The sequence below is a fragment of the Caballeronia sp. KNU42 genome, from assembly GCF_053760385.1.
In genome coordinates, this window is record NZ_CM132389.1 from 1,411,804 (window position 1) to 1,434,417 (window position 22,614).

General features: G+C 60.1%; 22 protein-coding genes. 11 read left to right on the forward strand and 11 right to left on the reverse strand.

Annotated elements, in window-relative coordinates:
- Positions 1-33 precede the first annotated feature (33 nt).
- From ACSOSP_RS25525 to ACSOSP_RS25540, 4 genes are all read left to right on the forward strand, one after another.
- On the forward strand, positions 34-942 hold the full coding sequence (locus ACSOSP_RS25525) for an amino acid ABC transporter substrate-binding protein (protein WP_455311122.1): 909 nt from the start codon (positions 34-36) through the stop codon (positions 940-942).
- Positions 943-1,102: 160 nt separating this feature from the next.
- Complete coding sequence (locus ACSOSP_RS25530; protein WP_455311124.1) at positions 1,103-1,831, forward strand: amino acid ABC transporter permease; 729 nt, start codon at positions 1,103-1,105, stop codon at positions 1,829-1,831.
- An 8-nt stretch (positions 1,832-1,839) separates the two neighbouring features.
- Entirely contained in the window at positions 1,840-2,574 is a 735-nt protein-coding gene (locus ACSOSP_RS25535) for an amino acid ABC transporter permease (protein WP_455311125.1), read from the forward strand.
- Positions 2,575-2,599: 25 nt separating this feature from the next.
- Complete coding sequence (locus ACSOSP_RS25540; protein ID WP_455311126.1) at positions 2,600-3,373, forward strand: amino acid ABC transporter ATP-binding protein; 774 nt, start codon at positions 2,600-2,602, stop codon at positions 3,371-3,373.
- Between the two features lie 32 nt (positions 3,374-3,405).
- Here the strand turns inward: ACSOSP_RS25540 and ACSOSP_RS25545 are convergent, their stop codons facing one another.
- Positions 3,406-4,308, reverse strand: coding sequence for a LysR family transcriptional regulator (locus ACSOSP_RS25545; protein ID WP_455311127.1), 903 nt, complete (start codon positions 4,306-4,308; stop codon positions 3,406-3,408).
- Positions 4,309-4,435: 127 nt separating this feature from the next.
- Here ACSOSP_RS25545 and ACSOSP_RS25550 point away from each other — a divergent pair, with 127 nt between their 5' ends.
- The 4 genes from ACSOSP_RS25550 to ACSOSP_RS25565 all read left to right on the forward strand — a co-directional run bounded on the left by ACSOSP_RS25550 (position 4,436) and on the right by ACSOSP_RS25565 (position 8,935).
- The gene (locus tag ACSOSP_RS25550) at positions 4,436-5,689 is read left to right on the forward strand and encodes an MFS transporter (RefSeq protein ID WP_455311128.1); all 1,254 of its coding nucleotides are present in this window, start codon (positions 4,436-4,438) and stop codon (positions 5,687-5,689) included.
- 12 nt (positions 5,690-5,701) lie between these two features.
- The gene (locus ACSOSP_RS25555; RefSeq protein WP_455311129.1) at positions 5,702-6,607 is read left to right on the forward strand and encodes an amidohydrolase family protein; all 906 of its coding nucleotides are present in this window, start codon (positions 5,702-5,704) and stop codon (positions 6,605-6,607) included.
- Positions 6,608-6,672: 65 nt separating this feature from the next.
- Positions 6,673-7,560: an isocitrate lyase/PEP mutase family protein gene (locus ACSOSP_RS25560; protein ID WP_455311130.1), complete on the forward strand. Its 888-nt coding sequence runs from the start codon at positions 6,673-6,675 to the stop codon at positions 7,558-7,560.
- A gap of 61 nt (positions 7,561-7,621) precedes the next feature.
- Positions 7,622-8,935, forward strand: coding sequence for an MFS transporter (locus ACSOSP_RS25565; protein ID WP_455311131.1), 1,314 nt, complete (start codon positions 7,622-7,624; stop codon positions 8,933-8,935).
- Between the two features lie 33 nt (positions 8,936-8,968).
- On the opposite strand, the gene ACSOSP_RS25570 is transcribed toward ACSOSP_RS25565, so the two are convergent.
- The 3 genes from ACSOSP_RS25570 to ACSOSP_RS25580 form a co-directional block, all read right to left on the reverse strand.
- Entirely contained in the window at positions 8,969-9,364 is a 396-nt protein-coding gene (locus ACSOSP_RS25570; protein WP_455311133.1) for a nuclear transport factor 2 family protein, read from the reverse strand.
- 84 nt (positions 9,365-9,448) lie between these two features.
- Positions 9,449-10,570 (reverse strand): alkene reductase, encoded by a 1,122-nt coding sequence (locus ACSOSP_RS25575; RefSeq protein WP_455311135.1) that lies wholly within the window; start codon positions 10,568-10,570, stop codon positions 9,449-9,451.
- 80 nt (positions 10,571-10,650) lie between these two features.
- Entirely contained in the window at positions 10,651-11,370 is a 720-nt protein-coding gene (locus ACSOSP_RS25580; RefSeq protein WP_455311136.1) for a hypothetical protein, read from the reverse strand.
- A 367-nt stretch (positions 11,371-11,737) separates the two neighbouring features.
- Here ACSOSP_RS25580 and ACSOSP_RS25585 point away from each other — a divergent pair, with 367 nt between their 5' ends.
- Together ACSOSP_RS25585 and ACSOSP_RS25590 are read left to right on the forward strand one after the other, a co-directional pair.
- Complete coding sequence (locus ACSOSP_RS25585; RefSeq protein ID WP_455311137.1) at positions 11,738-12,646, forward strand: LysR substrate-binding domain-containing protein; 909 nt, start codon at positions 11,738-11,740, stop codon at positions 12,644-12,646.
- Between the two features lie 280 nt (positions 12,647-12,926).
- Entirely contained in the window at positions 12,927-13,229 is a 303-nt protein-coding gene (locus ACSOSP_RS25590) for a hypothetical protein (protein WP_455311138.1), read from the forward strand.
- A gap of 93 nt (positions 13,230-13,322) precedes the next feature.
- On the opposite strand, the gene ACSOSP_RS25595 is transcribed toward ACSOSP_RS25590, so the two are convergent.
- The 4 genes from ACSOSP_RS25595 to ACSOSP_RS25610 form a co-directional block, all read right to left on the reverse strand.
- Positions 13,323-13,793, reverse strand: a complete 471-nt coding sequence (locus ACSOSP_RS25595) for a MarR family winged helix-turn-helix transcriptional regulator (protein WP_455311139.1) — start codon at positions 13,791-13,793, stop codon at positions 13,323-13,325.
- Between the two features lie 42 nt (positions 13,794-13,835).
- The gene (locus ACSOSP_RS25600) at positions 13,836-15,374 is read right to left on the reverse strand and encodes an MFS transporter (protein ID WP_455311140.1); all 1,539 of its coding nucleotides are present in this window, start codon (positions 15,372-15,374) and stop codon (positions 13,836-13,838) included.
- 238 nt (positions 15,375-15,612) lie between these two features.
- Complete coding sequence (locus tag ACSOSP_RS25605) at positions 15,613-16,071, reverse strand: GNAT family N-acetyltransferase (protein ID WP_455311142.1); 459 nt, start codon at positions 16,069-16,071, stop codon at positions 15,613-15,615.
- A gap of 34 nt (positions 16,072-16,105) precedes the next feature.
- Entirely contained in the window at positions 16,106-16,861 is a 756-nt protein-coding gene (locus ACSOSP_RS25610) for an AAA family ATPase (RefSeq protein WP_455311143.1), read from the reverse strand.
- A 235-nt stretch (positions 16,862-17,096) separates the two neighbouring features.
- Here ACSOSP_RS25610 and fabV point away from each other — a divergent pair, with 235 nt between their 5' ends.
- Positions 17,097-18,293, forward strand: coding sequence for an enoyl-ACP reductase FabV (gene fabV / locus ACSOSP_RS25615; RefSeq protein ID WP_455311144.1), 1,197 nt, complete (start codon positions 17,097-17,099; stop codon positions 18,291-18,293).
- Positions 18,294-18,361: 68 nt separating this feature from the next.
- Here the strand turns inward: fabV and ACSOSP_RS25620 are convergent, their stop codons facing one another.
- The 3 genes from ACSOSP_RS25620 to ACSOSP_RS25630 are packed head-to-tail and all read right to left on the reverse strand — an operon-like array spanning position 18,362 to position 22,570.
- Complete coding sequence (locus ACSOSP_RS25620) at positions 18,362-19,828, reverse strand: efflux transporter outer membrane subunit (protein ID WP_455311145.1); 1,467 nt, start codon at positions 19,826-19,828, stop codon at positions 18,362-18,364.
- A gap of 20 nt (positions 19,829-19,848) precedes the next feature.
- On the reverse strand, positions 19,849-21,438 hold the full coding sequence (locus ACSOSP_RS25625; protein ID WP_455311146.1) for a DHA2 family efflux MFS transporter permease subunit: 1,590 nt from the start codon (positions 21,436-21,438) through the stop codon (positions 19,849-19,851).
- Positions 21,431-22,570: an HlyD family secretion protein gene (locus ACSOSP_RS25630; protein WP_455311148.1), complete on the reverse strand. Its 1,140-nt coding sequence runs from the start codon at positions 22,568-22,570 to the stop codon at positions 21,431-21,433. The genes ACSOSP_RS25625 and ACSOSP_RS25630 overlap by 8 nt, the downstream gene beginning before the upstream one ends.
- Between the last annotated feature and the right edge of the window lie 44 nt (positions 22,571-22,614).

Here is a 22,614-nt window from a genome sequence, read left to right on the forward strand (position 1 = left end):
TATCGAACGGATTTTTTCAATAACGGGGAAACCATGAAGCGCACCGCGGCGAGACATTGGCTGTTCATTGCAGCCATTACCGGCATTGGATTTACTGCTCCCGCAGCGCACGCGGAAAGTTCAACGCTTGAAAAAATCCGGTCCTCCAATACGCTGACGCTTGGCTATCGCGAGTCATCGATTCCATTTTCTTTTCTTGGCGCCGGTCAAAAGCCGGTCGGCTTCTCGCTGGACCTGTGCGCGGCAATCGCGGAAAAAGTGAAGGCGGAGTTGAAGCTGCCGAAGCTGAACGTGGCTTATCTGGCGGTCAGCGCGGCCAACCGCATCCCGCTCCTGCAAAACGGCACGATCGACATTGAATGCGGAAGCACGACCAACACCGCCGAACGTCAGCAGCAGGTCGGATTCTCGGTCGCCACGTTCGCCGGTGGCCCGACCTGGCTGACCACGGCATCGTCGGGAATTACCGATGTGAAAGAGCTTCAAGGCAAGACCGTCGTACTGACGCAGGGGTCGCTCAACCTGGGTCTTGCCATGAAGATCAATAGCGACCTCAAGCTCAACATGACGATCCTCCAATCCAAGGAACAAGCCGAATCGCTTTTGTTGCTGCGCACCGGGCGCGCGTCGGCATGGTTTGAAGACAACATCCTGGAAGCAGGTCTCGTAGCCGGATCGCCCGACCCCAAGGCCTTCCGCTATCTGCCGAATACGAGCGGCCAGGTCTATTACTACGGCCTGATGATTCCGAAGAACGACCCGGGATTCAAGTCCGTGGTAGACGGCGCCCTCAGTGCCCAAATGGCGTCCGGGGAATTTTCAAAGACTTACGCCAAGTGGTTCACGCAACCCATTCCGCCCCACGGACAGAACTTGGCCTTGCCGATGAACGAAGCGCTCAAGGCAAGAGTCGCGGCACCTAGCGACGCTCTTACTCCGTAGCGCTTCAAGCGGTCTCGCTAAAGAGTCTGTCCAGGCAGCGGCCGATTGAAACTCGGTACGTGCTGGTTGGATCGCTACGATCAAACAGGGACATCGCCGCGTCGCCGACTTGACGATGTCGTGCCCTTTCACGCGCGCCTTTTCAGTGAGCGGAAAAACAATGCAAGTTCTTTTTGAGCAGACAGCGGAAGGGGGCACCTACCTGAGTTGGTTGATGTCCGGCCTATGCTGGACGCTGCTCCTGTGGTCTGTTTCCGGCGTGTTCGCGTTCGCAATCGGCATAAGCGTGGGTGCAGCGCGAACGGTCCGCTATCTTCCATTGCGTATCGCGGCGCGGATATATGTGCAGGTGTTTCGCAATGTCCCGCTGCTCGTGCAAGTATTCCTCTGGTACTTCGTCCTGCCAGAGGTGATCCCTACCGCATGGGGGAATTCGATCAAGCAGATCGCACCGCCGTGGGCCAGCTTTTATCCCGCTGTAGCCGGGCTTAGCCTGTACACGGCGTCGCGTATTGCCGAGCAGGTTCGTGCCGGTATCAATGCGCTCTCGGATGGCCAGAAGAAAGCGGCCGACGCGCTCGGCCTGACCGCTTTCCAAACCTACCTGCTGATCTTGTTGCCGCAAGCCCTTCGCATCACCATCCCGACGCTAACCAGCGAAGCACTTGGCCTCCTTAAGAATACGTCGGTTGCGTTGACGATCGGTTTGCTCGAGATCACCGCCCGAGCGGAACAGATCAACGAATTCACGTTCAGGACATTCGACGCCTTCGCGAGTGCGACAGTTCTGTACCTGTTGATCGCACTCGTGTTGCACCAGGTCGCATTTCAGGTGGAGCGGATGCTCCGTATTCCTGGCGTGAGCCAAAACAACACGGTTAAAAAATAGGGGGCGTCATGTCTTTTGATTTCGCTGCTGTGATCAACGCCACCCCGTACCTGCTGCAGGGACTCTTGTTTTCGGTCGAGCTCACGCTGGTCGCCATGATCGGCGGAATGCTGTTGGGGACGTTCATGGCAATCGTCAGGCACATGGGGGTGCCCGTGGCGGCCGAGGCCATTCGTGCCTACGTCACCCTGATGCGCTCCATTCCCCTGATTCTCGTTCTCTTTTGGTTCTTCTTCCTGGTTCCGCTGCTGTTGGGCCACTTGACGCCAGCGGGCCGTTCGATCCCGCTCGGCCCGAAATTCACCGCTTTCATCACCTTCACCCTTTTTGAATCCGCCTACTACGCAGAGATAGTGCGTGCCGGGCTTAAGGCGATCGACAAAGGTCAATACGAAGGGGCGAAGGCGCTTGGTCTTTCCAGCTCGACCATGTATTGGAACGTTGTCGTGCCTCAGGTCTTGCGGGTCACTGCGCCGATCATCGTGTCACAGACAATCATCCTGTTTCAGGACACGGCGCTCGTCTATGTACTGTCACTGACCGACTTCTTTGGTGCGGCAGCAAAGATCGCTCAACGCGATTCGAAACTGGTGGAATTCTATTCGACGGTCGCGGTGGTCTATCTGCTCATCTGCTCGATGGGGTCCGAGTTGTCCGAGCGTTTCCGGAAGAAACAAGGGTACCGCCCGTCCCGCGGCAGGCTCGAACGCGCCAAGCGAATGTTCGGTCTTGCCCGTCCATAAATATCGTGACCTTCGAGGATTGATCATGGATGACGCGTTTCCGGCTCGGAATGAAATCCTTCGGATAGAAAGGCTCGAGCAAAGCTATGGAGCGCTTCCTGTTCTGAAGGGCATCGATCTTCGTGTTAACAAAGGAGAGCGAATCGTTATATGTGGTCCGTCGGGCTCGGGAAAATCGACGTTGATCAGGTGCATCAACGGGCTGGAAACCTTCAAGTCCGGAACGATCTGTGTCACGGATGTGCGCAGCGGCAACCATCTGACGCTGCTCAAGGATATCCGTCGGGAAGTAGGCATGGTGTTTCAGAGTTTCAACCTGTTTCCGCATATGTCGGTACTTGAAAACTGCATGCTGGCGCCCATCAAGGTGCGCGCCGTGAAGAAGGCTGAGGCGCGGGAAAGAGCCCTCTATTTTCTGCAGAAGGTCCGGGTGCTGGATCAGGCGCAAAAGTATCCCGGGCAGTTATCCGGCGGGCAACAGCAACGGGTGGCCATAGCACGGGCGCTGTGCATGCAGCCGTCCATCATGCTCTTCGATGAACCGACCTCCGCGCTGGACCCCGAAGTCGTGCAAGAGGTCCTCGCCACCATGGTCGGCCTCGCAAAAGAAGGCATGACCATGCTCTGCGTCACGCACGAAATGGGGTTCGCGCGGGAAGTCGCCGATCGCGTTATTTTGATCGACGGCGGGAGGATTGTTGAAGAGGCGGCGCCCGCCCAATTTTTCAACACGCCCCAACATGAACGCACGAGGGCGTTTCTTGGGCGTGTGCTTCGCGGACATCCCGAAGTGGCATGACAGAGCCATCACTGCAAGACGTCGCATGATCTCTACACCACTAAAGCTGCAGGATAAGGCTCGATCAATCCGGCGAAGCGATCGGCAAGCGTCTGTCTTGCCCGTGCAGGCCAGATTGCGCTGAGTTCAAAACGCGGCAATGCAGAGCCATCGACTATCTCGCACAGCTTTACTCCGCTAAATTGCAACGCCCGAACCGAATGCGGCAGCAGCGACACGCCGCATCCCGCAGCCACGCAAGCGAGTACAGTCAGCGACCGATTTGCCTCCTGCGCGATCTGCACCTCGCAACCTGCTTGCCGGAACGCGCTCAGAATGCCGGCTCGAACGCCGGGCAACTGGCCCTGCGGAAACCAGACCAGCCCGTGCGGCGCGAGTTCGCGTAACGACACCTTCGCACCCGTGGCCAGCGGAAACGTCTCGGGCAACACGGCGATCAACGGTTCGCGCGCGATCAGCTTCTCGCGCATCTTGCCGGCGACCGCCACCGGTGTATGCAGCAAGCCAATATCGATTTCACCTTTCTCCAGCGCGCTCGCCTGCTCGGCATTGCTCATCTCGCGCAGCACCAGTTCGACATCCGGCACCGACGCGCGCAGCGCCGCAATCGCTCGCGGCAGGACCTCGAACAGCGCCGCCGACGCGAATCCCACCGTCAGCCGCCCGGCGCGCTGCGCGCCGATCTCGCGGGCGCGGTGCGAGGCGGCGTCGATTCTCGCGACGCTCATCCGCACGTCCTCCACGATCGCCAGCCCGGCCGCGGTCAGGTCCGCGCCACGCCGCGTGCGGCTGAAAAGCTTGACGCCCAGTTCCTTCTCCATGCGCGTGAGCGCCTGACTCAGCGCGGGCTGCGCAATGTTCAGACGTTCGGCGGCGCGGGTGACACTGCCGACATCGGCGACGGCAAGAAAGTACTTCAGGTTGCGCGTGTCCATATTAAAACGATATGAAAAATGATCGTTTACATCATATATCTTTATCCAGGCGGTCCTTAGAATGCCTCCATGGACGAGACGCGCACATAAGTGGCCTCGGCACGAAAATATAAATTGGAGACGACAAGTGACTTGGTACCGCGACATATCGGCGACGGAAAAACGCACCCTGTGGAGCTGCTTCGCCGGCTGGGCACTCGACGGCGTGGACACGCAGTTGTTCAGCCTCGTGATCCCGACCTTGCTCGTGACCTGGGGTATCGGCAAGGGCCAGGCGGGGTTGATCGGCGGCGCGACGCTCGTCGCCGGTGCGTTGGGCGGACTGCTCGCGGGCATGTTGTCGGATCGCTATGGCCGCGTGCGCGCGCTGCAGATCACCGTGGTCTGGTTCTCGCTCTTCACCTTCCTCAGCGCGTTCGCGCAGAACTTCGAACAGTTGCTTGCGCTCAAGGCTCTGCAAGGCGTGGGGTTTGGCGGCGAATGGACCGCGGGCGCCGTGCTCTTGAGCGAGACCATTCGCGCGGAACATCGTGGCAAGGCTATGGGCATTGTGCAAAGCGCGTGGGGTTTCGGCTGGGCAGGCGCCGTGCTTCTTTACATGCTGGTGTTCTCGTTCGTATCGCCAGAGTGGGCGTGGCGGCTGCTATTCGGTATCGGGGTGATTCCAGCCGCGCTCGTGCTCTATTTGCGTCGGAACGTGGTCGAGCCGCCGCGTGTGGTCGCAAGCACAGGGTCGTCCAGGCTGGCACTGCCCGCGGCAAGCAGCATCTTCGACCGGTCGGTGATACGTACAACGATCGTGGGTGCACTGATCGGCGTGGGTGCACACGGCGGTTATCACGCGATCACAACGTGGCTGCCCACGTACCTCAAGACCGAGCGGCATCTGTCCGTGCTAGGCACGGGTGGTTATCTTGCCGTCGTCATTACGGCATTCATCTGCGGCTGTTTCGTGAGCGCCTGGCTGCAGGACCGGATCGGCCGCAGGCTCAACGTGATCCTGTTCGCCATATGCTGCGTCGCGACGGTCAATCTCTACGTCTTCCTGCCAATGGGCAACACCGCGATGCTGTTTCTCAGCTTCCCGCTGGGCCTCTTCGCAGCGGGCATCCCGGCCACGCTCGGCGCACTTTTCAACGAGCTCTATCCGCAAGGCATCCGCGGCACCGGCGTGGGCTTTTGCTACAACTTCGGGCGGATCGTCTCGGCAGGTTTTCCGGTGCTGGTCGGACACATGGGTAACTCGATGCCGCTTGGCTCGGCGCTAGGCATCGACGCCGGCATTGCCTACGGACTCGTGGTCGTGGCCGCGCTCATGCTGCCGGAAACAAAGAACCGGACGATTGCGACGGTAGCGGCCAATGCCGCGACCCGCGCCTGAGACGGTGAACCCATGATCGACGAACGGATTCAAACGATGCAGGCACAAGACACGACAGTGGCGGATCAGTGGTCTGACGCCAACGATGCTAACGACATTAACGGCACGCGCATCACGGCTATCGACGCCCATGCCCACGTCTTCGTGCGCGGCTTGCCGCTTGCGGAGCAGCGTCGCCACGCGCCGGATTACGACGCCACGCTCGATGCTTACGCAGGCCACTTGCTGGCGAACGGTATCTCGCACGCCGTGCTGGTCCAGCCGAGTTTTCTCGGCACTGACAACAGCTTTTTCCTCGATGTAGCCAGGCGTTATCCGCGGCGCTTTCGCGGAGTGGCGGTCGTGGATTGCGCGGTCACCGATGCCGAGCTCGGACTGCTCGATCGCTCGGGCGTGGTGGGTATCCGATTGAACCTGATCGGCTTGCCGGTGCCTCAACTGAGCGCGCCTGAGTGGCGACGATTGTTCGCGCGTGTCAATGCACTCGGCTGGCATGTCGAGGTCCATCGTGAGGCGGTGGATTTGCACGCGGTTGCCGGTCCGCTGCTGGAGCAGGGATGCACTGTGGTCGTCGATCATTTCGGCCGCCCGGACCCGCGCACCGGCGCAAACGATCCGGGCTTCGGATACCTGTTGTCTGTGGCCGCGACAGGACGCGTGTGGATTAAGCTATCGGCGGCTTACCGGAGTGCGCCTGGAGATGACGGAACAGTCCTTGGGATTACCCTGGCAAGCCAGCTTCTCGACGCCTACACGCCCGAGCGGTTGGTCTGGGGCAGTGACTGGCCGCACACGCAGCATCAGCAACTGGTCGATTACGATGCCACACGGCGCGCGCTCGACCAATGGGTTCCCGACGCAACGCAACGCGAGCTTATCCTGACTGGTTCGGCTCGCGCGCTGTATCGATTCGAATAGGCGATCCGAATAAGTGGTTCGAATAAGCCGCCCACGTCACTAACTTCAATACGGAGAGTTCAATCATGTCGCTTTCATCCGCTGAACGTCGCAGTGCCTTCCGCTCGCTGGTCGAAAGCCGGCGCGCGTTGCTCGTGCCCGGTGCATTCAACGCGCTGAGTGCGCGTGTTGCTGCCGATACCGGTTTCGGCGCGTTGTATATCACCGGCGCCGGCGTGACCAACATGTTTTTCGGGCTGCCGGATCTCGGGTTTATCGGCCTGAACGAAATGGCCGACCATACCGCGCGTATCCGCGATGCAGTGGACTTGCCGCTCATCGTCGATGCCGATACCGGCTACGGCAACGCGCTCAACGTGCGTCATGCGGTCCGTACGCTGGAACGCGCGGGCGCCGACGCCATCCAGCTCGAAGACCAGGTGAGTCCCAAGAAATGCGGGCATTTTGCCGGCAAGGCGGTGATATCGACGAGTGAGATGGTCGGCAAGCTGCACGCTGCGGTCGATGCTCGCGAGGACCCCAATCTGCTGATCGTTGCCCGTACCGATGCCTGTGCGACCCATGGGTTCGATGCTGCCATTGAACGTGGACATCGCTTCGCTGAAGCCGGTGCGGATGTGCTGTTCATCGAGGCGGTTGAAACGATCGATGAGATCCAGCGCTTGCCCACGTTGTTCGACGCGCCTCAGCTTATCAACATCGTGATCGGCGGCAAGACGCCGACGCTGCCGCAATCCAGGCTCGCAGAACTGGGCTTCGGGATCGCGCTCTACGCCAACGCATCGTTACAGAGCGCCGTACGCGGCATGCAGCGGGCTTTGGGCGTACTCAAGGATCAAGGGAAGCTCGACGAGGATCCGGACCTCGTGGTGCCGTTCAACGAACGCCAGCGGCTGGTCGACAAACCCTTCTATGACGGCCTCGACAAAAAATACGCCGCGCACGACGACTAAGCCGGCTGCGCGCTAAAGAAAGCGGATCGTGTGCCGCATGACAAACAACAGGAGACTGACTATGAACGCCCCTCGAACGGAACGGCCTGCGGGTCGGCCGGCGCTGTTGAGATCCATCGCAGGCGGCCTCGCCGGTAACCTGATCGAGTGGTACGACTTTCTCGCGTACAGCATCTTTTCCATTTACTTCGCCAAAGCGTTCTTTCCCAGCGACAACGCCACGGTCCAGTTGATGAACGCGGCGGCGATCGCGGCAGTCGGGTATGTGGCTCGTCCGCTCGGCAGTTGGTTGATCGGGTTGTATGCGGATCGTCGCGGACGCAAGTCGGCGTTGACCTGGTCGGTATCGGTGATGTGCATGGGTTCGCTCATCATCGCCGTTACGCCGGGCTACGCGACTATCGGGCCTTTCGCTCCCGCCATCCTGATCTTCGCGCGGTTGTTGCAAGGTTTGAGCATGGGCGGCGAATACGGCACGAGCGCGACCTATCTCAGTGAGATCGCGCCGGTGAATCGTCGGGGGTTTTATCTCGGGTTCCTGCAGGTGAGCGTGGTGGCAGGTCAGTTGCTGGCGCTGGGTCTGCTGCTGGTCATGCAGCACGTGCTGTTCACCTCCGGGCAGATCGACCGGTGGGCGTGGAGAATACCGTTTGTGATCGGCGGCGTGCTTGCATTGTTTGCGCTCTACATGCGGCGCAATGTGATGGAAAGCGAGGCATTCCAGCACAGCGGGACACGGCGCGGCCCAACCATCAGCCGCGAAATGCTGCTCCACTGGCGACAACTTTTATTGGCTGTGGGAATTACCGTGGGCGGGACGGTGGGCTTCTACACCTACACCGTCTATATGCAGAAGTTCCTTGTGAATACCGTTGGTCTCGGCAAGGAGACAGCCACGCTTGTTTCAGCCATGGCGCTGCTTTTGTACATGCCGCTGCAGCCGCTCTTTGGCCTCGCTTCCGATATCCTCGGACGCCGTCCCGTCCTGATCTTTTTCGGGCTGAGTTGTACGCTGTTTTCCGTGCCCATTTTCAATGCGCTTGCAAGCACGCACGATCCCCTGGTTGCGTTTGTCTTGTCGTTTTGCGGGCTCTTCATGCTGAGCGGTTTTACGTCGGTTCACATGCTGGCTAAAACCGAACTATTCCCCGTGCGCATCCGGGCGCTGGCGGTGGGTCTGCCGTATGCGCTGACCACGGCCATCCTCGGCGGAACCACGGAATTCGTCGCGCTGAAGTTCAAGTCGATCGGGCACGAGCACTATTTTTACTGGTATGTGTCCGCATGGTCCGCCATCTCCTTGCTCGTCTATCTGAAGATGCCGGAGACGCACGGGCGCAATGCGAGGCTTAAACTTCAACAGGCGATCGAATGATGTGGGTGGTTGTGACAACTGCCATCGAACGGTTCAACCCGGGAAGCGTTCGCCAAACATGGGCAGGCCGCTGGCAGAGCTCTTGGCGGTCGCTTCATCCTGCAGCACGTCCCAATGCTCGACGAGTATCCCGTTCTCCATCCGGACGATGTCTACCGCAATGAACGCCGCGGCCTGGCCGTTGCCCGAGAATCTCCCGTGCACCATGACGAAGTCGCCTTCGGCCATGATGATGCCGTGTTCGTACACCAGTGTGTCAGGCAGATTCCGGGTGAGTTCGAAAAGACCTTCTCGGCCCGGAGCGACGTGCGCGCTGTGCTGAATATACTCAGGAGACCAGAATTTTTCGGCTGTTGGATAGTCACGCTGATTGAAGAGGGTATCGAATGCTTCCAGCACGATGCTCTTGTTCTTCTCCTGAGTGTTCATGGCGTTTCCTTTGACTTGGATTGGTTGAGTTTCATTGAACTTCGGCGCGAGCGGCTCTCTTGGCCGGCTCACGCTGGCGGGAGATCAAGAAGTTATCGGACTGGCAGCCGCCAGCGCCGGATAGTCCGTGAAACCATGCGCATCCCCGGCGTAAGCCGTCGCCCGGTTGAACCGGTTCAGCGGGGCGCTTTCGCGAATTCGCTCAGGCAGGTCGGGGTTGGCAATGAACATTCGTCCGAACGCAACCGCATCGGCGAGCCCGGACTCGATCACGCGCACGGCCGTCTCCGGGCTGTAGCCGCCGGCGGTGATCAGCGGTCCGTCGAATACAGGGCGAAACAGTGCCGCGTTGTTGGCGCTGTCCACACTCGCGTCATCGCCGAAACCCGCCGACGACGCACGCGGCTCGATCAAGTGAAGATACGCAAGCTTGCGCTGGCCGAGTTCGCGAATCACGTGGGTGAAATGAAGCACCGTGTCGCTGTCACTCAGGCCACCAAGGTTGCCATGCGGCGACAGGCGAACCGCGGTGCGATCGGCGCCGATAACATCGGTGATTGCGTCGACCACTTCAAGCAATAGCCGGGTCCGGTTTTCAATCGACCCGCCGTACTCGTCGGTGCGATGATTGCTGCCGTCCTGCAGGAACTGGTCGAGCAGGAAACCATTTGCTCCGTGGATCTCGACACCATCGAAACCGGCGTCGAGCGCATTCCTCGCTGCGCTCCAGAACGACACCACGATCTCCGATATCTCGAGCGTGTCCAGCGCGTGCGGCGTCTCATAGGGCGCCTGCTGAAATGCGGGCGTGTACGCGAGACCCGGCGCAGCTATGGCAGAAGGCGCGACGGGCAGGCTGCCGTCCGGGTTGTAGCTCGAATGCGACCAGCGTCCATGGTGAACGATCTGAAGCATGATCCGGCCGCCCCGCGCATGAACGGCCTCGGTGACAGCGCGCCAACCGGCAACCTGCTCTGCCGAATAGATGCCGGGCATCTGTGGATAGCCGTGTGCGTTAGCGCTGATGGCCGTCGCTTCGGTAATGATCAGACCCGCCGTGGCTCGCTGCGCATAGTATTCAGCGCTGATGGGCAAGGGCACCCCGCCGGGTCCGGCGCGCATGCGGGTCAGCGCCGGCATCACGATACGGTTGGGCAACGACAGCGCGCCCAGTTGCAGCGGGTCGAAAAGTGAGTCGGTAGACATGGCGAGATTCCCGGTCGAATGCGGTATGGAGCCAAGGACGCGCGCTCGGGCAATGAGCCCGGTTGACCATTGGCTGAAACTCAGCTGAAGCTCAACTGACCGAAGTCGAGGGAAACGAGAAGCGGCTCAGGCACCTTCTGCATGTTCTCGTCATAGGCATAGATGCGCCGCTTGGTGGGCATCTTGATGCCCTGGAAATCGACGTAATCGCTGACGTAGTTGGCGCCAGTCGCGCCGCCCAGAATGTCGACCGTGTAGTCGTGGCGTCGCATCAACCCGTCCGGGCCGAAATGGGTGATCTGCGTCCGGGTGTGACTATGGATATCAGCAGGGAACGTCACCTTGAGGCGGCGCCATTCTTCACCGTTTTCATGCCACGGCTCGATTTCTTCACTCTCGAACCCGGGATACGTGTACAGGAAGGGCGACGTGAGATAGGTCCACAACGCTTCGCTTGCAAAGTAGGTGACGTGGAACTTGTCCCATGGCGTTTCCTGGACGTGACCGGCGTAGGCGGCCTCGGGGTCGTCGCGGCTCTCGAGCACCTTACCGTCCAGCGTTTCGATCGATACACGACCCGGAACAAACACGCTGCGCTGACCGGCTGCCAGGAAGGGCGTGATCGTCAAGCGCTGCTGATGCGTGTCGATCTCGAAGATCTTGTCATTGAGCAGACCCGGCTGCTGCTTGAGGTGCCAGATCGCGCCGTCGACTGATAGTTCGGCCTTGAGCCGGCTAAATGTGTTCCAGCGGTCCAGACCACCGTGAGCATCAATGGCAAAGGCGAGCAGGTCGTTCATGGTCAATCTCCGGTGAGAAAAGAAACGACGCGTAAGACGGGTGGGCTCGCGTTGTCGATGAACACAGGTTAAAGCGATCGCCTTCCAGTCGGTAGCCGGTCCTTTTAGCTATGACTTATGTGATTTACACATGGGTTCGGGCCAGCGCCGTCTGAGGATTGATAGCGCGACCTATGACTGAGGGCAGCGCCGCGCTCGCGTAAAGCCTGAGATTTAATTGTGCTCAGCTCGATGGATTCAAGCGTCCGCAAGCGAGAAGAGCCAGGTGCCCGATGATTTCGGTTATCTTTTATGCCTTAGGCACATTAATTAGCTTGCTTCCCCAAATCCGGCGCCGGCGCTGCTATCTCGTTCCACGGGAATCTTGATGAAAGACATATTCGCGCTCAAGCTCTACACACGCGTCGCCCGGCTGGGCAGCTTCTCAGCTGCCGCCCGCGAATGCGGACTCTCGCAGTCACAGGCTTCGCGCATCATCGCCGAGCTGGAAGCAGGGCTCGGCGCCCGGTTACTTTCGCGCACCACGCGCGCCGTCGTGCCGACGGAAGCGGGTTCCGAATTCCTCGCCCGCATGGAGCCGATTCTTATTGCTCTCGACGAAGCGGAACATAGCGTTCGCGAAGGAAGCGAGTTGCGCGGGTCGCTGCGAATGAGCATGCCGACCAGCGTGGCAATCCGGGAGGTCATCCCGCGCCTGTCGACGTTTGCTGCCAGGCATCCCCATCTGCAAATCCATTTTCTGCTTGAGGATCGGCGACAGGATCTGGTGCGCGACGCGGTCGATGTCGCAATCCGCCTTGGGCCCCTGGCGGATTCGGGTGCGACGGCGAAACCTATTGCAACGATTCCTCGCTTGATCCTCGCGGCGCCGAGCTATCTTGAGCGCGCGGGGGTACCGGTGAGGCCCGATGATCTCGCGGCGCACAGGATAGTGGGCGGCCCTGCCGCATCGGTTGCGTGGGCGTGGAAGTTCGAGCGCCATGGCGAGACTGTGGTGGCGGAAGTCTCACCGCATTTCACGACGAACGAGAATGAAGGCGCCGTTGCTGCCGCGGTGGCCGGTTTTGGGATTACGTCGACGACTGGATGGGCGTGCCGCCGTGAACTCGAAGACGGCTCTCTCGTTGCGCTGCTCACGGACTGGAAAACCGTTGACGTTCCCGTGCACGCGTATTTTCCGCTGGGCCGGGCGACACGCGCGGCTGGCCGTGCGGTGATCGAGCACCTCATAGCGGATCTTCGAGTCACAGAGAACACTTTGCGCTCCACGTCATGATGTGCAGCAAGAGCGGAAGCTGGACACAAGATCGCGATTGCATTGGAGGTCACGGGGTTCGCTTGTGCATTCGCTTGAACCATGTCAATCTATTTTCCGTTCGCCGTGCAGTGCCTGCAACTGAAGAATCGATTAATAGCGATTCCTTTGTCGAAGCCCGCAAACCGGCGAGCTGCCTCACGCGAACCGTTCGTTCCCAAGGTCAATACAAGAATAAAGAGGCGTACTCGGACGGGGTTGCTGTTTCACTAAGGTGCTTCATTAATAGACGGAGTCAGCCATGTCTATTGTTGCCATTGATGGTGTTCGTTGGACCAATGATCGCGTTACCCACGTACGTTGGGGCAACATCGATGAATTGTCGGCCGCCTGGACGTCGGCGCCCAAAGTTGTGGATGTGGACCACGTGGTAAAGGTCCTGGAGAAAGGAGAGCTGGTGCGCACGGTGTTCAAGCTCGGCGGCCGAAGCTATCTGGGTCCTCAGGTCAGCTCGATCCCTTACGCTAACGGGCACATTGGCATTGAAACCTCGTTTGAAGAGGGTCGGATTGAAAAAACGCTGGAAGATCTGCCAACCGTTTAATTGATTCGACTGACTCCGCTGCATTCTTTAGCGACAACGCGACACGCTTGGGGCATGGCGCGATCGCGCTTGCGCCAGACTGGCCCGATGAAGTCATTCGTCCAGGAATGAAAGCTCCAGCTCGTCGGAATAGACCTCCGCCAGCAGTGCGCGCAGCTTAGATGCCTTGGCTGCGCCATACGCGTTTTCAAAGCGCAGTTGAGCTTCGTTCCAAAGCGCCCTTGACTCGGCCAGTTTCTTTTTCCCTGCGAGGGTCAAGGCGACGCGGCGCCCACGTTTATCCGTTTCATCGGGAAGCGATTCGATAAAACCGTCGCGCTCAAGCGGCTTGAGGTTGTGTGACAGTGCGGAGCGGTCGAGCACCATGTCTCTGGCCAGATCGCTCATGTTCGGCGCGCCCGCGCGATCGATGTGCGCCAGTGTGGAGTGTTGCGACAGCTTGAGGCCGCAAGGCGCAAGCACGCTGTCGTACAGTTGCGAGAGCCTGCGCGTGGCCTTGCGCAACGCGGCGCCGTTGCATAACGAGACTGCGGCAGACGAGTGCTGCTTATGTGAAGTGTTCATGGCTCGCGTGGGAATGACATTTCGAAAGATCGTCAGGCAATCTTAGTCTATTGACACATCCAGGCGCATGACGGATTGCCGATCCTGATGAGGCGCGGTTTCTTCGGCGCTTATCAACAGCCAGGACAACGCGCTCGCCACGAACGCCACAGTGGAGGCTGCGAGCAGCACACCCTCGTATCCGAAACCAAGGCTGGCTCGTGCGATTGATCCAAGGCCCTGGTGCGATGAAATCAGCGACGCCGCGGAAGCCAGGTTCCCATTCGCAATAGAGCGTGTAATCTCCAGCTTGTCGTGGCCGCCGAGTGCCGGCAATGCGCGCTCAATGCTCGCCTGAATTCGATGAAACAACAATGCGCCCAACGCCGCGAATCCCACCACGATGCCACTGAACCGCATGGTCCCCGATACGCCCGACGCCATGCCCGCCCGCTCCACGGGGATCACCGTCATGCTGACCTTGGCGATCTGACCGTTGAGAATCCCGGCGCCCGTGGAGGCAACCAGCATGGGAAGGAAGAGCGCGCTATAGCTGAACGCCTGGATCTGCAGCGCGGTTCCGAACAAGCCGGCTGCGACCAGCAACAAGCCGCAAACGAGCAGCATGCGTCCTGACATCCGATGATCGAGATACACGGACACAATGCGCGGCACCCCGAACAAAGGCACGGCGAGCGGCAGCATCAGCAGGCCGGCATTGAGCGGAGAATAGCCGAGCGCGCTTTGGAAAAAGAAGGGCAGATAGGTGAGCATGGTCAGGAATGCGACCGCGTAGGAGACGCCGGCAAGACTCGCGCCGAGATAGGTACGCTTGCGGAAATATCCAAGCTCGACCATGGGCCGCGCCTGCCTGAGTTCGACGATCACGAACGCTATAAGGAAAATGACCGAGCCCGCCAGCCGCGCCCTGACGGACGTGCTAAACCATCCCTCGCGATTGCCTGAAATAAGCGCCCAGGTCAGCAATCCGAGAAACGCACTGAACGTCACCACGCCCCAAACGTCGATGGCGATTGCATGCGGATCTTTGGATTCATCGACTACAAAATACGTCAGGGCAATCATGATTGCGCCAACGGGCAGGTTGACATAGAAAGCCCACTGCCAGCCGAGCGATTGCGTAATCAATCCGCCGGCCACGGGCCCAAGCATGATGGCCACGCCGATCACCGACCCCCAGAACGCAAATGCCTTGGCGCGCTCCTTGCCTTGAAATCCATGAGCGAGAACGGCGAGTGCGGCGCTAAGCTGCAACGCGGCGCCAACGCCTTGCAGCGCGCGTGCGGCGTTCAACACAGCAGTCGATGTAGCGGCGCCGCAGATAAAAGATGCGGCGGTGAAGACGAACAAACCGATGATCAACAAGCGCTTTCTGCCGAAGCGGTCGGCGAGTGCGCCGGCAGGCATGACCAACGTTGCAAATGCCAGCGTGTAGGCCGAGATCACCCATTCAATAGCGACGAAATCCGCATGCAACGAACGCGCAATCGACGAGAGCGACACCGCCACAATATTGGCGTCGAGGTTGATCATGAATGACGGTACCGACACGCATAACAACAACAGAAATCTTTTCTGCATATCTTTGGCTTGATAGGGTGACCGAAGGCCGGTGCGCCTGCATTAGTAAGTTGCAGGCACATCCAATTTGGTTGCATATGCCAATATAGTATCCCGTACGAAAATTTAGGCAAGCGAATTCTGTCGCGTGCTTATGCGCGATCAGGCTCCGTCTTGGCGGAAATGAAGACGCCCGTGCGTTTATGCGTGATGGGAGTGCGGAGCTGTGTAAGCGCCTTTTGAAAGGCTGGGGCAGAGCCTACAAGGCGAGCTTGTAACCCTCGTGGCTGGCCTTGAAGCCGAGTTTTTCATAGAAGCGGTGCGCGTCCGTGCGGCTCTTGTCGGTCGTAAGCTGGACCAGATTGCATCCGCGAGACCGGCATTCGGATATCGCCCATTCGAACATCTTCTGACCCAGCCCCGAATCACGACGATGCGCAGCGATCCGGACTGCCTCGATTTGCCCCCTCCACGAACCCATGCGTGCAATGCCAGGGATGAATGAAAGTTGCAGCGTGCCGATTATCTCGTCGCCATCGGCAACCACCACGAGTCGCTGGTTCGTATCGGCTTCTATAGCCTGGAACGCACTGACATATCCCGGGTCAAGCGGTGTACCGGTGTTTTCTCTCTGGCTGCCAAGTTCGTCGTCGGCTAACAAGGCGACGATTGCAGGGACATCGGTTAAGAGAGCGGAGCGGAAAACAATGTGATCCATGTTGGAACCTCAGACTGTCGGTAGTTGAGCGCCGTTATTCTTCGTCGCTTAGAAGCGTGCGCAGCATGCGTTCGGGGTTGGCCAGGAACGAGCGCATGACCTGGAAGTGTTCTGTCTCTTCGTAGCTGACGCGCGATACGCCTTCGGTAGTGAACTCATAAATCCACGCGTCCGGATACGCCATCAGGATAGGCGAGTGAGTGGCAATGATGAACTGGGAGTCATCGCGCACCAGATCATGAAGTCTGGCAAGGGCGGTGAGTTGACGTTGTGGAGACAACGCGGCTTCGGGTTCGTCGAGGAGGTAAAGGCCCTTGCCGCCGAAGCGGTTCATCAGCAGCGCCAGGAAAGACTCGCCGTGTGAGCGCTCGTGCAGGGAATTTCCGCCATAGGAATTGATGACGGGAGGACCGAACGAGGGTTCCGAATCGAGCTTCTCGATTTCGGTGGCGACGTTGAAGAAGCTCTCCGCGCGCAGAAAGAACCCGTCCTTCGGCCGTTTGATTCCTTTGGCGACGCGCAGGTATTCGTCAAGCACTGAGTGCGACGCCCGGGTACCAAAGTTGAAGTTCCTGGTGCCGCCTTCGGGATTGAATCCCATGGAAACGGCGATAGCTTCCAGGAGCGTCGATTTCCCCGAGCCATTTTCGCCGACGAAGAAAGTCATCTTTGGATGCAGTTCAAGCGTTTCCAGCGACCGGACCGCCGGCAGCGAGAACGGATAGCGATCGAATGACTCGACCTTGTCGCGCTGCAAGCTGATCCGGCTGATGTACTGGGTAGAGATCATGATAGTGGCGTCATGCTTTTCCGGGTGTCGCGAATCACGTGACCCTGTGGGATGCATTGCATGGATACTGTGCAAAGCTGCGCTTGTCGCCGCTTTGACGAAGCGTCATCTTAACCCGGTGGGCCGCCCGCGAAATGAAGCGAGCGGATGCCGACTTGACGTCCGTCATTTACAATGCTCGAAATTTTTCGTGCCGCCTGACTGCTATGCCGGCATCCCCACAAGCGAGGTCTTCATGATCGTCAAACCACGCGTGCGCGGTTTTATCTGCGTGACTACTCATCCCGCCGGCTGCGAAGCCAACGTCAGGAAACAGATCGACTACGTGAGCGCACAAGGCCCGATTGCCGAGGGACCCAGGAAAGTCCTGGTGATTGGCGCCTCGACCGGATACGGACTTGCGGCCCGGATCACGGCGGCGTTTGGTTGCGGCGCGCAGACCCTGGGTGTGTTCTTCGAACGACCCGGTGAAGAGAACAAGCCGGGTTCGCCCGGCTGGTACAACACCGCAGCTTTCACCCAATTCGCGATCGCCAAGGGGCTCTACGCGAAGAGCATCAACGGCGATGCTTTCTCCGACGAGATCAAGCAAAAGACAATCGATGTCATCAAGCGCGATCTCGGGCAGGTTGATCTGGTGGTGTATAGCCTTGCATCACCGAGACGGACGCACCCGAAGACGGGCGAAGTCTTCAATTCGACGCTTAAACCAGTCGGTAAGGCCATCACGCTTCGCGGCCTCGATACCGACAAGGAAGTCGTCAAGGAAAGCGTGCTGGAACCGGCCACTCAAAGCGAGATCGACAACACCGTGGCCGTGATGGGCGGTGAAGATTGGCAGATGTGGATTGATGCATTGAGCGCCGCCGGCGTTCTGGCGGAGGGCGCGAAGACCACTGCCTTCACGTACCTCGGCGAGAAGATCACTCACGACATCTATTGGAACGGCTCCATAGGCGCCGCCAAGAAAGACCTGGATCAAAAGGTCCTTGCGATTCGCGATAGCCTGTCCGGTCGCGGTGGCGATGCGCGCGTTTCGGTATTGAAAGCGGTTGTCACGCAGGCAAGTTCAGCCATCCCCATGATGCCGTTGTATTTGTCCTTGCTGTTCAAGGTCATGAAAGAAGAGGGCACGCACGAGGGTTGCATCGAACAGGTCTATGCCCTCTACAAAGACAGCCTGTATGGCGATTCGCCGTGCATGGATCAGGAGGGACGGTTGCGCGCGGACTATAAGGAACTCAGTCCGGCAGTCCAGGCTCGCGTGCAGCAACTCTGGGATCAGGTCACGAGCGACAACCTATACGAGCTCACCGATTTCGCCGGCTACAAGAGCGAATTTCTGCGGCTGTTCGGCTTCGAGATCGACGGGGTCGACTATGAAGCCGATGTCAATCTCAAGGTGGACATTCCCGGTTTAGTGCAGGACTAAGTCTGCGCCGGCCTGATTCGATCGAGGCCGGCGCGGTGACACGGCTCCTGGCATCAAAAGCGCTCGCGTCACCCCTGCACGCGCCAGCCGAGCCCCAGGCTCTTCTGCAAAGAGACAAAGTCCTTCAGCAATTCAGCTTGTCCGGAGACCACATTCTGCTGCGCGCTGAACTGCGTGCGTTGGGTATCGAGCAGGTCGATCAGGCTGGATGTACCCGCTGTATAACGCTGACGCACCAATGTAAGCGAGCGGTCCGCCGACGCCTGCACTTGCTGCAGCGTAGCCAGGTGTTCGCGCTGATGCCCATATCGCGACAACGAAGTATTCGCGTCCTGCAACGCCGCGAGCACCGTATGCGCGTATTTCGCATCTGCCTCGTCGCGCGATGCTTCGGCGCCGCGAACGCTTGAGAGCGTGCGGCCGAAGTCCAGCACGTTCCACTGCAGATAAGGCGCGCCAATCCAGCTGAAATTGTTCTTACGAACGAGGTGGCCAGGATTGGCGGCGGTATAGCCCAGGTCGCCGAACAACGTCACCTTCGGGAAGAAGTCAGCCTTGTGCTCACCGATCTGGGCGTTACTGGAAGCAAGACGTCGTTCCGCCGCGCGAATATCGGGCCGTTGCTGCAGCATTGAAGCCGGGTCGCCGATAGCCACGGACGTGGGCAACGTCGGCAGCGCCCCAGGCGCCGACAACTCCTGATCGAGCGCGCCCGGCGCCTGACCCGTCAACACGGCAAGCTGATCGAGCGATTCGGCAACTTGCTCGTCGAGCGGCGTCAACGTCGCACGGGTGTTCTCGACCTGCGTGGTCAGGCGTTCCACATCGACGTCGGCCGCCGTGCCGTGCGCGCGGCGCTGCTGCGTCAACGTGAGCATCTGCTGCTCCAGCTCCGTGGAGCGTTGCGCAAGCGCCAGGCGCTGCTGCTCGTCACGCAGGCCGACATAGGCCTGCGCGACTTCGGCGGCGAGCGACACTTGCGTGTCGGCGAGGTCTGCGTCGACCGCATCCGCTTCTGCGGTTGCGGCTTCCACCGCGCGTCGCGTGCCGCCGAACAGATCGATCTCCCACGATGCATCGAAGCCCGCTGTATAGAGTTGCAGCGGTCCTCCTCCGGACGAAGATGAGCTGCCCGAACTCCCCTGCGATGATGACAGCGCACTCAGGTTGGGCTCGCGCACGCGCAACGCGGCGGCGTCGAAAGAGGCGGTCGGCATGCCGTTCGCTTGTTGGTGCTGCAATTGCGCGCGGGCTTCACGCAAACGCGCTTGCGCCGCATGAACGTCAGGGTTATGGGCGAGCGCGGCGTCGATCAACGCATTCAGTTGCGGGTCGTTGAGTGACAGCCACCATTGACTCGGTGCGCGTGTCGAGACCATGCCGGCCGCAGGCGTACGCACGAAGTTGGAGGCATGCGCCGCGTCGGGCGCGACCTGCGGCGCACCGGCATAGTCGGGACCGACGGTGCAGGCCGAGATGGCACAAACAGACGCCAGCAACGTCAATAAAAGAGGGGTAGTAGGGCGAGGGAACATCGTGGATAGTGTCTTTGCCGTCAATGGCCGGCGGACGGCGAAACGGGGCCGCGCGGAGTCTTCAGGAGGAGCGCAAGCGGCACGCAGGCGAGCAGCGCGAGACCGAGCAGATAGAACGTTTCAGAGTACGTGATGACGGTCGCCTGCATATGGATCTGCGCCGCGATCTGGCCGAGCGCACGCATTTTGGAGTAGGCCATGTCGCCGGTTTGCGCGAACCAGCTCGCGGCGCTCGAGCTCAGGCGCTCCTGGCCCACCAGCGAGTTGGCTGTCAGCGATTCGCGGATCATCGCGGTGTGGAAGGTGGTGCGCCGGTCGATAACGGTCCCGATGATTGCAAGACCAACCGAGCCGCCAAGGTTGCGGGCCATGTTGTAGAGACCGGCTGCATCGCCTGAATCCTCGCGCGAGACGGCCGCCATGGACGCCTGGTTCAACGGCATCAGTGCGAGGATTTGCGCGAAGCCGCGTATCAGTTGGGACCAGAAGAAGTCGTGCCCGACACTCTGCGCGGTCAGGCCGATATCGAGCATGCAGCTCAACGCAAACAACAACAGCCCGCCGATCACTAGCATACGAAAGTCGAGCTTGCCGAGAATGCGCGGCAGGATGGGCATGATCAGGAACGCCGGCACGCCCGATATCAGCATGATGGCGCCCGACTGCTGCGCGTTGTATCCGGACACTATGCCGAGGAACTGCGGCAGCAGGTACGACACGCCATACAGCCCCGCACCGACCGCAAACACAATGACGATGACGCTTGCATAACGCGGGTTGCGCATCAGGTTTAGGCGCATGATCGGGCGCGTCGCGGTAAGTTGCGAAATGGCGATCAGGATCATACCCGCCAGCGACACGCACGTCAGCGAGATGATCATACTTGACTCGAACCAGCGTTCGCGCTGGCCTTCTTCGAGCACGACGGTCAACGAGCTCAGGCCGATCGCGAGTCCGACAATGCCGACCCAGTCCGCCTTGAAAAACGTGCTCCACTGCGGCCGGTCCGCCGGCAATCCGACAATCAGCAAAGTGATCAGCGCAATACATACAGGCAGGTTGATAAAGAAGCACCAGCTCCAGCTGATGTTCTCCGCGAGCCATCCACCTAGCACCGGTCCGAGCAGCGGACCCAGCAACACGATCAGGCCGAACATCGTCATGCCGACGGGCATCTGCGAGCGCGGCAGCCGGGTGCGAATGATGGTCTGCGCCGTCGGGATCATCGCGCCGCCCGCGAAGCCCTGGCCAATGCGTCCGGCAATCATCATGGGCAGGCTATGCGACCATCCGCACATCATGGAGAACGCAATGAACAGCGTGGCATTGGCAAGCAGGAAGTTCCGCAAGCCGAACACGCGCGTGAGCCATGCGGCGAGCGGGATCATCACGATCTCGGACATCAGGTAGCCGGTCGAGATCCACGTGCCTTCGGTGCCGGTTGCGCCAATCTCGCCCTGGATCTGCGGCAAGGCCGAGTTGGTGATCGAGATATCCAGCGTGGCCATCAGCGCGCCTAGCGACCCGGCCGCAACCGCCAGCCAGTCCGCCGCGCTCGCGCGCTCAGCCTCCGGCGCGGGCGCCGCTGGCGCCGTGGTCACATCAGCCATGATCGTTCTCGGCTTTGATGCGCTGGTCGCCTTCGCGCGATGAGCGGGTATCGACATCGGCCGTCACCGACAAGCCCGGCAGCAGCACGCTGCGTGTCTCCGGCCCTGTCTCGATGCGAATGCGCACGGGAATTCGCTGGACGATCTTGGTGAAATTGCCCGTGGCGTTTTCCGGCGGCAGCAGCGCGAACTGGGCGCCGGTGCCGGGAGCAAAACTGTCCACCACGCCGTGCAGGTCCGTGCCCGGCAGTGCATCCACGTGCAGGATCACGGGCTGGCCGATGCGCATGTGGCCGACCTGCGTTTCCTTGAAGTTGGCCGTCAGATAAGTGCTTTGAACCGGTACCACCGACAGCATCCGCGTGCCTGGCTGTACATACTGACCGACGCGAACCGAACGGTCGCCGACCTTGCCGGTGAGTACGCTGCGCACGACGGTGTCCTGCAGGTCGAGGTGCGCTTGCCGTGCGCTTGCCTCTGCCGCCGCGAGCTGGGCACGCGCCTGGGCGATCTGCGCGGTGGTGGCGGCGATCTGGGTCTCGGCAGCATCGACCGCCGCGGCATTGGCGGCCAGCGTTGCCAGTGCCTGATCGCGTGCGCTCGTCAACTCAGACAGCCGTTCGCTGGTTTCAGCCCCGGTGGCGACAAGCGGCGCGTAGCGCTGGACTTCGTCGCGTGCATGCTGGGCGCTTACCCGGGCCACTTGCTGCTGCGCTTTGGCCTGCTCAATGTTGGCGTGCTGCTGGAGGATGTCGGCTTGCGCGCGCTGGATGTCCGCGGCGCGTGCGGCGATGGTCGCCTGCGCCTGGTCGAGCGCAACCTGGTACTGACGGGTATCGAGCCGCACCAGCGGGTCGCCGGCCTTGACCGTGGCGTTGTCACCGACGTAGACATCGGTCACGTAGCCGCTGACCTTAGGCGCAACGGTGACACTGTCGGCTTGCAAATAGGCGTCGTCGGTGCTTTCAATGAAGCGGCCCACTGTCCACCAGCGTCCAAGCCAGATACCCGCAACGACGAGCGCCGCGATCCCGAGCACGATCAGGACCAGGCGTTTTCCAGATCGCCGCGTAGGCGAAGCGGCGGAATCTTGCGGTACTTCGTGCGGAGGCGCCCCGGCGGTTGTTGACATCTTTGATCCAAATTATTCCAATCGGAACAATTATTCCAGTTGGT